An 11,067-nucleotide genomic window follows, 5' to 3' on the forward strand; every position below is an offset into this window, starting at 1 on the left:
CAGATAAAAAGTCAATCCCAAAAAGTACACAAAAAATAGCTGATTTTTATATGAAAAGAGCTGCTTTTACGTTAGAAATGGTGGAATAATCCACAAAAATAGGGAAAAAGGGTTGACATCCTGAAAAATGGTTGTTATAATGCCTGCAATGTTTATGTAACAATTCTGTAACAAAATTAAAAGAAATGAATAGAAATAAACAGAATCGTAATACTAAACAAAAAGGTAATTATAAATATCAATCAAAGCAGATTCTCGAACGCATTTGAGAGAGAATCTGGATCAGGAGGTCATATGAAATTTAGAAAGGTTATTGAAAGCGGAATCATTACAGCAGCGCTGGCAGTTTCATCCGTCACAACAGCCGTTTCTGCAAGTGCTGCTGAGGTGGATACAACAGGTGTAGTCGGAAGCGTATTAGACCGGGCAAGCCAGATCGCAAGCACTGGTATTCAATCTGTCCAGATTACACATCAGAATGCACAGGCGGCAGCTGCAGCAGCGGCCCAGGCAGCTGAATGGGCGAACAAGATGCTTGTTACAGTTGATGAAAACAGTTCTTTGAATATACGAAAAGAAGCATCTCAGGATGCAGAAGTAGTCGGAAAGTTCTATCATGGTTCCGGTGCGGAAGTACTGGAAGTCGGAGCTGAGTGGACAAAAGTAAAATCCGGTGATGTGGAAGGATATGTCAGCAATGCTTACTGCGTGTTTGGTGAAGAAGCACGGGTATATGCAGAGGCAAATTGTGAGACACAGGCAACAGCAAAGGCGGATGGAATCCGCGTACGTGAATCATACAGCACAGATGCAAAGATTCTGGATGTGATCGATGCAGGCGAATCTCTGAAAGTAAACACAGATGCGGAGAACGTAGACGGATGGGTGTCCGTAGAATGTAACGGTGTAACTGCTTATGTGGCAGCTGCTTATGTAGATCTTGATCTTGATATCGACGATGCAGTCAGCATGGAAGAAATCAGAGCGAGAGAAGCAGCGAAAGCACAGCAGGCTGCAGCAGCGCAGAGTGGAAATACAGATTCCACAGCAAGCTCTTCCGCGGCAGTCAGTGCATCCACAAGTGATACACAGCTTCTGGCAGCCATCATTGAGTGTGAGGCTGGCGGAGAGCCATATGCAGGTCAGCTGGCAGTCGGCGCGGTTGTAATGAACCGTGTGAAAAGTGGATCTTTTCCGAACAGTATTTCCGGTGTTATTTACCAGAGTGGACAGTTCACTCCGGCAAGAAGCGGAAAACTTGCACGGGTATTAAGTAATGGTAAGATTTCTTCCAGTTGTTATCAGGCAGCAGCAGAAGCACTTGCAGGTGCGGATAATACTGGCGGAGCAAAATATTTTCATGCCGGAACAAGCGGATCCGGACTTGTGATCGGAAGCCAGATTTTTTACTAAGTAGATAAGTAGATTGGATAGCGGGCAGCCTTATGGCTGTCCGTTTTTTTACTTTATCTAGGAAGGATTGTGGGAGTGCAAACGAGGCGCTCTCGTAACGAAGTGGAAATTTTCGGATTATTATTGTAAAACAAGATAAAATATAGTATATTGGTGAAAAGCGAGGAAAAGGAGGGATTGACATGTTTGATTTATCGCCATCTATGGTCTGGCTGATTCTTCTGGTCATTTTTATTTTGACTGAGATAGCGACCGTTGGGTTGTTGACGATATGGTTTGCCGGAGGTTCACTGGCGGCTTTCTTTGTCAGTCTCACACAGGCAGGCACTGGGATACAGATTGTTATATTTCTGATCGTATCATTCGTACTGGTGCTGCTGATTCGGCCATTAGCTCAGAAAAAATTCAATTCCGGTCATATCCGCACGAATGCCCAGACACTGATCGGTGAAGAAGCAGTGGTGCTTGAACCGATTAATAATCTTCGGTCGCAGGGACGCGTGATGATCCATGGACAGGAATGGGCTGCGCGAAGTGTGGATGAGAAGGAAACGTTCGAAAAGAATGCAGTTGTTCTGGTACAAAGCATCAGCGGGGTAAAGCTGATGGTGACACGTTCGGTCGGACAGTAAAAGGAGGGCAATACAATGATTGCAATTATTATTCTCGTAGTTATTATCATCTTGATCCTGGCTTCCTGTATCAAGATTGTTCCACAGGCAAATGCCTATGTAGTGGAGCGTCTGGGAGCATATCAGGGGACCTGGGAAGTTGGTATTCATTTTAAAATGCCGATCATTGACCGTGTGGCAAAAAGAGTCCTGTTAAAAGAACAGGTAGTTGACTTTGCCCCGCAGCCAGTGATTACAAAAGATAATGTTACCATGCGGATTGATACGGTTGTATTTTTCCAGATTACGGATCCGAAGCTGTTTTCCTATGGTGTGGAAAATCCAATCATGGCGATTGAAAATCTGACTGCAACTACACTGAGAAATATCATCGGTGATCTGGAACTGGATGAGACACTGACATCCAGAGAAACCATTAATACAAAAATGCGTGCATCCCTGGATATTGCAACAGATCCGTGGGGTATCAAGGTAAACCGTGTTGAACTGAAAAACATCATTCCACCGCAGGCAATTCAGGATGCAATGGAAAAACAGATGAAAGCGGAACGTGAGCGAAGAGAAGCAATTCTCCGTGCGGAAGGTGAGAAGAAATCCACAATTTTGGTTGCAGAAGGTAAGAAAGAATCTGCAATCCTGGATGCGGAAGCTGAGAAACAGGCAGCCATCCTTCGTGCAGAGGCAAAACGTGAAGCAACTGTCAAAGAAGCAGAAGGTCAGGCTGAAGCTATCCTGAAGATCCAGCAGGCGAATGCAGATGGTCTCCGTTTCCTGAAAGAAGCTTCTCCGGATGCGGCAGTGCTTCAGATTAAGAGTCTGGAAGCATTTGCAAAGGCTGCAGACGGCAAAGCTACAAAGATTATTATTCCATCAGAGATTCAGGGTATGGCAGGGCTTGCCAAATCTCTGGTAGAAGTAGCAGCAGATGTAAAAGAAAAGTAGAAATTCAGGTCAAAGTTGTTTGAACGCAGTCGCTTTGCGACCGGTTGTGATTAAGAGAAAAACATGGGCTGCCGGAAGAAGGCGGCCCAGTTTTGTCTTAAACGTATCTTCAAAATAAAAAAGACCGTTTATAAAAGAGAAAAACAGAGAGGTAAAAAAGATGAACTTAAAAGGAAGAAACTTTCTGAAACTGTTAGATTTTACACCGGAGGAGATCACATATCTGATCGATCTGTCCGCAGAACTCAAAGAAAAGAAGAAAAAAGGCATTCGTCATGATGTGCTGGCTGGCAAAAACATTGCACTGATCTTTGAAAAAACCAGCACACGTACCCGTTGCTCTTTTGAAGTAGCCGCCTTTGATCTTGGTATGCATGCCACATTTCTGGATCCGTCTGCATCCCAGATTGGAAAGAAAGAAAGTATCGCAGATACTGCCCGTGTACTTGGGCGCATGTATGACGGTATCGAGTACCGTGGATTTGAGCAGACAATCGTGGAAGACCTGGCAAAATATGCGGGAGTTCCGGTATGGAACGGTCTGACCAATGAGTTTCATCCGACACAGATGATTGCAGACATGCTGACCATTAAGGAGCATTTTGGTCATCTGAAAGGAATTAAACTTGCGTATATGGGAGATGCCCGTTATAATATGGGAAATTCTCTGATGGTTGTATGTGCAAAACTCGGTATGCATTTCACTGCATGTACAAACAAAAACTATTTTCCGAATGAGGAACTGGTAGCTCAGTGTCGTGCTATCGCAGAGAAAACCGGAGCAACCATTACACTGACTGAGGATGCCATGGAAGGAACCAAAGGTGCAGATGTCATCTACACAGATGTATGGGTATCCATGGGTGAACCGGATGATGTATGGGCAAGCCGTATTGCAGAGCTGACCCCATATCAGGTAAATACAAAATTAATGGAAAATGCCGGCCCGCAGGTGAAATTTATGCATTGTCTTCCGGCATTTCATGACTTACATACAAAGATTGGAAAAGAAATTCATGACAAGTTCGGTTTAGATGCCATGGAAGTAACAGACGAAGTATTTGAAAGCCCGCAGTCCATTGTATTTGATGAGGCTGAGAACCGTATGCATACCATCAAAGCAGTGATGTATGCAACACTTGGCGGCGACGAAAAATAGGACTGAAGACATACAGACGACTTAAGGTCTGCGTTCATGAGCAAGTAGCGAAAGCGGATTGCGAATGTCCGTTTTACATGATTAGGTGGAAAAATTGTGAAAAAGAAAATTCTGGAACTTTTGCAGAACTGCCCGGATTTTATCTCCGGGCAGGAACTCAGTGAGCGATTTGGCGTATCCCGCACAGCAGTCTGGAAAGTAATCCGGCAGCTTGAGGCAGAAGGATATGTGATACAGGCGGTGCGTAACAAAGGATACCGTCTGACGGCGCAGCCGGATCTGCTTACAGAGGAAACAATTCAAAATCAGATACATACGGAATGGGCGGGACAGCAGCTTGTCGTATTTTCCGAGACAGATTCAACCAACGATCAGGCAAAAAAGCTGGCTGAAGAAGGTGCCGGCCAGGGACTTCTGGTGGTCAGTGACTCTCAGACAGCAGGGAAAGGACGCCGTGGCCGCTCCTGGGAATCCAGAGTGGGCGAAGGAATTTTTATGACTTTGCTCCTGAAACCGGATATTGCACCAGGCAATGCGTCCATGTTGACGCTGGTTATGGCATTAGCGGTGCGAGCAGGGATCCGTCAGGTGACCGGTATTGATACACAGATCAAATGGCCGAACGATATTGTGTGTGACGGCAAAAAAGTGTGCGGTATTCTAACGGAAATGAGTGCGCAGATTGACTATATCAATTACATTGTCGTCGGTGTAGGCATTAATGTATCAAACGAAGTATTCCCAGAGGAGGTGGCATCGACGGCCACATCATTGTATTTACTTACCGGGGTGACATGCAGCAGAGCGAAACTGATCTCAGAGATCATGGCACAGTTTGAAATTTACTATGCACAATATCTGCAGACGCAGGATCTGTCCGGACTTATGAACGAATATAACAGTCATCTGGTAAACCGTGGCCGCAGTGTTCGGGTGCTTAATCCGAAAAGAGAATATACCGGAGTGGCACAGGGGATTAACCAGGCAGGTGAGTTGTTGGTACAGACGGAGGACGGGATTATGCATGTGTCGTCCGGAGAAGTGTCTGTGCGCGGCGTATATGGTTATGTATAACAATAGAAGGAGAATACCACTAAATATGAACCGGGAAGAAGTTGTGCTGTGTGGATCCAGTGCATATACAAAAAAATATTATCTGAATCCTGATTTTCAGAAAATACCACAGGGGATTCAGGATGAACTGAAACTGATGTGTGTACTGTACACGGAAGACGTAGGAGGTACACTGACACTGAAATTTGATGAGGACGGAGATTTGGTCTTTGAGACAGCGGCAGATGAAGGGGATCTGCTGTACGACGAGATTGGAAGTGTTCTGAAGATGAAACAGTTGCAGAACACAAAGCAGGAATTGTTAGAATCACTGGAAATGTATTATAAAGTAATGCATCAGCTGGATGCGTAAAAATGGGTAATTGGAGGACAGGCAGATGCTTTTGACTGTAGATATAGGAAACACGAATATTACACTGGGGGTATTTGAAGGGAAAAAACTTCATGTAACATTTCGGATGACGACGATTCAGACACGTACCTCAGACGAATATGGCATGGTGATGTGCGAACTGTTAGAGCACAATGATGTGAAAGTGGAAGAAATCACAGATGTTATTGTGGCTTCTGTAGTACCGAATGTTATGCATTCACTGACTAGCGCTATCATTAAATATTTTCATACAAAACCAATCATCATTGAGGCTGGTGTAAAGACAGGAATCCGTGTGGCTTCCAAAAATCCGCGCCAGGTAGGTGCAGACAGGATTGTGGATGCGGCAGCTGTGTATGAACTGTATGGTGGACCGGCTATCGTTATCGACTACGGAACCGCTACCACTTTTGATCTGGTGGATGCAGACGGTACCTTTACTGCTTGTGTGATTGCGCCGGGTATCCGTACTTCTGCCCAGGCGATGTGGAGTATGGCTGCCAAACTGCCGGAGTTTGAGATCAAGAAACCAAAGAGTATTCTGGCACAGGATACCATTGCATGTATGCAGGCAGGACTTGTATATGGACAGATTGGTCAGACAGAATATATTGTAAAACAGATGAAGAAAGAATTTGGAAAAGGAGATATCAAAGTCGTTGCAACCGGTGGACTTGGCCGTATTATCGAGAAAGATACGGATGCCATTGATATTTACGATCCAATGCTTACATTGCAGGGCATGCGCCTGATTTTTGAAAAACAGAAAAAGTAGGCGAGAGCAGATGGAAATGTACAGAAATCATGTTAATGAGGATGGAGTCCCCTCATTGTTTTCGTGCAGATTAAAATGCAAAATAAAAAACGGAAAGAGAACAGTATGAGTGAATTGAAAATAGGAAATGTAACTCTGGAGAATAATCTGATACTGGCACCCATGGCAGGCGTAACAGACCTGCCATTTCGTTTGTTATGCCGCAGGCAGGGTGCCGGCCTTTTATGTATGGAAATGGTCAGCGCAAAAGCGATTTATTATAAAAATAAAAATACAGAATTACTGATGGAAATTCATCCGGAGGAACATCCGGTATCTTTGCAGCTTTTTGGATCAGATCCGGATATTCTGGCTGCAATGGCGGCACAGATTGAGGAACGCCCTTTTGAAATTCTGGATTTTAATATGGGATGTCCGGTGCCGAAGGTAGTAAATAACCGGGAAGGCTCTGCATTGATGAAGGATCCGAAACTGGTGGAGGAGATTCTGACCAAACTTGTAAAAGCAGTGAAAAAACCGGTGACTGTCAAGATTCGAAAAGGGTTTGACGAGGAACATGTCAATGCAGTGGAAATTGCAAAGATTGCGGAAAGCTGTGGAGTGGCGGCTGTTGCTGTACATGGAAGAACGAGACAGCAGTATTATTCCGGAAAAGCAGACTGGGATATCATCCGGCAGGTGAAAGAGGCTGTGTCCATTCCAGTCATTGGAAATGGGGATATTCTCTGTGCACAGGATGTGATTCGGATGAAAGAGCAGACCGGGTGTGACGGCTTTATGATCGGGCGTGGAGCCCAGGGAAATCCATGGATTTTTCAACAGATTCTGCATCAGTTAGAAACAGGAGAAGAAATGCCGCGTCCGTCCAGACAGGAAGTGGCGGATATGATGCTTCTGCATGCACGGTTGCAGCTTCAGATCAAAGGAGACTATATTGGCATCCGGGAAATCCGTAAGCATGCAGCCTGGTATACGGCCGGATACAAAAATTCTTCCAAACTGCGGGGGAAAATCAATGAAGTAGAAAGCTATGCACAGCTGGAAGCATTGTTGGAACAGTGGCTGGCAGAGGAAAAACACATCTTTAGACAATGATATCATAAAATAGTAAAAAACAGATAGGAAGTGGCTATATAAAGAACATTCTGAACAGACTATGCGTCCGTTGTCACCGGTTGATCCACTGGCTGCAGCAGTTTATAGATAAATGGAATGCCGGCAGGAGAGCGAAAAAACCAAATGGTACCCTGATGGATGAAGTGGAGGATGTATCGGCCAATCCGTGGATTTATGCCACGAGAGAAGTGATTGAGCAGATTCTGCTGTACCGGGGGAGGATATCCGGTCATAGAGTTGATTGTGAAAGCGATATTTGCAAAAAGACAGGTGAAGAGATGTTGGAATCGAAAGCTGCAGAAAGACACGATTTGCTGGAAGCATATCGGGAGTTTCGACCGATGATTCTTGACACAGACTCTCCGGAGCAGGTGTTTGGTGAAGAAGATGATGTGGATCAGATTTTAGAACAGCTGTATCCTGGACTGAATTTTCTGGAAATCTGTACAGACCGTCCCCAATATTTTGCGGCATTTGCGGACAGGATGGAGCACGAATGCGGGCTGATCGTCCGTATATTGCCGCTGGCTGAGATGCATCAGAGTCGGGCGGGAATGGTTCTTGATTTGCAGCGGTATGGGGAATTGCATGTCCGAGAATTTCGCAGAGATGTGATTTACCTTCCTTTTTATAAGCGAAGATGGCGGGAATATCGGGAAGTAGAGTCTCAGGAAGCATGCGTTTGCAACAAGCGATGTGCACTTCGGCAAAAAAATAGTAGTTTGCCAGAAAATACAGGGGAGATCCCAAAGCGGAATCTTGACATAGAAGTTCCGATTGGTTATAATGTAGTGATTGTGAAAGTGGGTAAAACTCTTCAAAAATTCAGATAAATAAACGATCAGGAGGATCAGCAGAGATGGATAAGAAAAATCTTTTAACTTACCAGGGTTTACAGAAACTGGAGAGTGAGTTGCAGGACTTAAAGGTAGTAAAACGAAAAGAGATTGCACAGAAGATTAAAGAAGCCCGTGAGCAGGGTGACTTATCAGAGAATGCAGAGTACGATGCAGCAAAAGATGAGCAGCGTGATATCGAGGCTCGTATCGAGGAAATTGAGAAAATTTTGAGACATGCAGAAGTTGTTGTTGAGGAAGAAGTAGATCTGGACAAAATCAGTGTTGGCTGCCAGGTTCGTATCCTTGACTGTGAATTCGACGAAGAACTTGAGTATAAAATCGTTGGTTCCACAGAAGCAAACAGCTTAAAAGGAAAAATTTCCAATGAATCTCCGGTAGGAAAAGCATTACTGGGAGCAAAAGTTGGCGATATTGTAAATGTAGAGACACAGGCTGGTGTTTTACAGTACAAAGTACTGGAAATTCAGAGATCAAATTAATAGAAAAGGAGAACAGGAAATGGCTGAACAAAAGAATGCACAGAATGTAGACGTAAACCAGCTCTTGAAGGTTCGTCGCGAGAAACTGCAGGATCTTCAGGAACGTGGAAAAGATCCGTTTCAGATTACCAAATATGACATGACACATCACAGCATGGAAATCAAAGATAACTTTGATGAGCTGGAAGGAAAGACCGTAAGCATTGCGGGTCGTATGATGTTCAAACGTGTTATGGGAAAAGCTTCTTTCTGCAATATTCAGGATCTGCAGGGCAGCATTCAGTCCTATGTGGCACGTGACAATATCGGAGAAGAGTCCTACGCAGATTTCAAGAAATATGATGTAGGTGATATTCTCGGTATCAAAGGTGAAGTATTCAAGACAAAAACAGGTGAGATTTCTATTCATGCGACAGAAGTTACACTTCTTTCCAAGAGCCTTCAGGTTCTGCCGGAGAAATTCCATGGTCTGACTGACACAGATACCCGTTATCGTCAGAGATATGTAGACCTGATCATGAATCCGGAAGTAAAAGATACATTCATCAAACGTTCCAAAGTTATCAGCAGTATCCGTCGTTTTCTGGATGCACAGGGATTCATGGAAGTTGAGACACCGATGCTGGTATCTAATGCAGGCGGTGCGGCAGCAAGACCATTTGAGACACATTTCAATGCATTAAATGAAGACCTGAAACTCCGTATCTCTTTGGAACTCTATCTGAAACGTCTGATCGTAGGTGGTATGGAACGTGTATACGAGATCGGCCGTGTATTCCGTAACGAGGGTCTTGATACCCGTCACAACCCGGAATTCACTCTGATGGAGTTATACCAGGCATACACAGATTATCATGGCATGATGGATCTGACAGAGAATCTGTATCGTCATGTAGCTAAGGAAGTAACAGGATCTGAGGTGATCACATACGGTGAGCATACCATGGATCTGTCCAAACCGTTTGCCCGTATCACTATGATCGATGCTGTAAAACAGTACGCAAACGTAGATTTCAATGAAATTCACTCTACTGAAGAAGCAAAGAAAGTTGCAGACGAGCATCATATTGAATACGAAGAGCGTCATCAGAAAGGTGATATCTTAAATCTCTTCTTTGAAGAATATGTAGAGGAGCATTTGATTCAGCCGACTTTTATTATGGATCATCCGGTAGAGATTTCACCGCTGACAAAGAAAAAACCAGAAGATCCGGATTATGTAGAGCGTTTTGAGTTCTTCATGAACGGATGGGAGATGGCAAATGCGTACTCTGAGTTGAATGATCCGATTGACCAGAGAGAACGTTTCGAAGCACAGGAAAAAGCATTCGAAGCCGGCGATGATGAGGCGAACCATACAGACGAAGACTTCCTGAATGCATTGAGCATCGGTATGCCGCCAACAGGTGGTATCGGTTACGGAATTGACCGTATGGTAATGATGATGACAAACAGTCCGGCTATTCGTGACGTACTGCTTTTCCCGACAATGAAGACCCTGAATGATGTAAATAAGAAAAATGATGTAAAATCTAAGGCTACTGAAGAAGTGAAAGCAGAGCCTGAAAAGATTGATTTTTCTAAGGTAAAGATTGAGCCTTTGTTTGAGGAAATGGTAGACTTTGATACATTCAGCAAGTCAGATTTCCGTGCAGTAAAGGTTAAAGAGTGTGTTGCAGTACCGAAGTCAAAGAAACTGTTACAGTTCACTCTTGATGACGGAACAGGCACAGACAGAACCATTTTAAGCGGTATTCACGCTTATTACGAGCCGGAAGAACTGGTTGGAAAGACTCTTATCGCTATCACAAATCTTCCACCGAGAGCTATGATGGGCATTGACTCTTGCGGTATGCTCCTCAGTGCTATTCACGAAGAAGAAGGCGAAGAAAAGCTTCATCTTCTGATGGTTGATGACCACATTCCGGCAGGTGCAAAGCTCTATTAAGATGATGTAAAGATGTACCGTTTTACCAAATAAACGGAACGTACTTCATTTGATAAAAAACTGAAAAAACAGCGATTTACATCAAACTTACATCATTTGATGCAGAAATCGGTGCAAGCAAGAAAAAATCGCATAATAAGCAGAATGAATGGGCAGTCCTTAATGGGATTGCCCATTTTTAGAAGAGAGAGAAATGTAAATCACCGATTAGGTTTTCATTGCAGTGGTTATGGAGAACAGTTATAATGGGGATAAAAGAAAACGACAAACTGTTAAGGAAACAATCGGAGTTGGTG

General features: G+C 44.0%; 11 protein-coding genes. All 11 read left to right on the forward strand.

Annotated elements, in window-relative coordinates; genetic code table 11:
- The first annotated feature begins 294 nt into the window (after positions 1-294).
- Positions 295-1,413, forward strand: coding sequence for a cell wall hydrolase (locus HMPREF0373_RS05580; protein ID WP_021738663.1), 1,119 nt, complete (start codon positions 295-297; stop codon positions 1,411-1,413).
- Positions 1,414-1,595: 182 nt separating this feature from the next.
- Positions 1,596-2,045 (forward strand): NfeD family protein, encoded by a 450-nt coding sequence (locus HMPREF0373_RS05585; RefSeq protein WP_022035624.1) that lies wholly within the window; start codon positions 1,596-1,598, stop codon positions 2,043-2,045.
- A 15-nt stretch (positions 2,046-2,060) separates the two neighbouring features.
- Positions 2,061-2,987: an SPFH domain-containing protein gene (locus tag HMPREF0373_RS05590; protein ID WP_021738665.1), complete on the forward strand. Its 927-nt coding sequence runs from the start codon at positions 2,061-2,063 to the stop codon at positions 2,985-2,987.
- Between the two features lie 160 nt (positions 2,988-3,147).
- Positions 3,148-4,146, forward strand: coding sequence for an ornithine carbamoyltransferase (gene argF, locus HMPREF0373_RS05595; RefSeq protein WP_021738666.1), 999 nt, complete (start codon positions 3,148-3,150; stop codon positions 4,144-4,146).
- A gap of 96 nt (positions 4,147-4,242) precedes the next feature.
- Positions 4,243-5,220, forward strand: a complete 978-nt coding sequence (locus HMPREF0373_RS05600; RefSeq protein ID WP_021738667.1) for a biotin--[acetyl-CoA-carboxylase] ligase — start codon at positions 4,243-4,245, stop codon at positions 5,218-5,220.
- A gap of 25 nt (positions 5,221-5,245) precedes the next feature.
- Positions 5,246-5,572 carry a DUF6145 family protein gene (locus HMPREF0373_RS05605; protein WP_044963021.1) on the forward strand — a complete coding sequence of 109 codons (327 nt, stop codon included), beginning with the start codon at positions 5,246-5,248 and terminating at the stop codon, positions 5,570-5,572.
- Between the two features lie 25 nt (positions 5,573-5,597).
- Entirely contained in the window at positions 5,598-6,368 is a 771-nt protein-coding gene (locus tag HMPREF0373_RS05610; RefSeq protein ID WP_021738669.1) for a type III pantothenate kinase, read from the forward strand.
- Positions 6,369-6,473: 105 nt separating this feature from the next.
- Positions 6,474-7,463 (forward strand): tRNA dihydrouridine synthase DusB, encoded by a 990-nt coding sequence (gene dusB / locus HMPREF0373_RS05615; RefSeq protein WP_081695217.1) that lies wholly within the window; start codon positions 6,474-6,476, stop codon positions 7,461-7,463.
- Positions 7,464-7,618: 155 nt separating this feature from the next.
- The gene (locus tag HMPREF0373_RS05620; protein WP_044963025.1) at positions 7,619-8,317 is read left to right on the forward strand and encodes a hypothetical protein; all 699 of its coding nucleotides are present in this window, start codon (positions 7,619-7,621) and stop codon (positions 8,315-8,317) included.
- A 26-nt stretch (positions 8,318-8,343) separates the two neighbouring features.
- A complete protein-coding gene (greA, locus tag HMPREF0373_RS05625) occupies positions 8,344-8,823 on the forward strand; it encodes a transcription elongation factor GreA (protein WP_021738672.1) in 480 nt (159 codons plus the stop codon).
- Positions 8,824-8,842: 19 nt separating this feature from the next.
- A complete protein-coding gene (gene lysS / locus HMPREF0373_RS05630) occupies positions 8,843-10,771 on the forward strand; it encodes a lysine--tRNA ligase (RefSeq protein WP_044963028.1) in 1,929 nt (642 codons plus the stop codon).
- Positions 10,772-11,067: the final 296 nt, after the last annotated feature.

The sequence above is a fragment of the Eubacterium ramulus ATCC 29099 genome, assembly GCF_000469345.1.
GTDB lineage: Bacteria > Bacillota > Clostridia > Lachnospirales > Lachnospiraceae > Eubacterium_I > Eubacterium_I ramulus.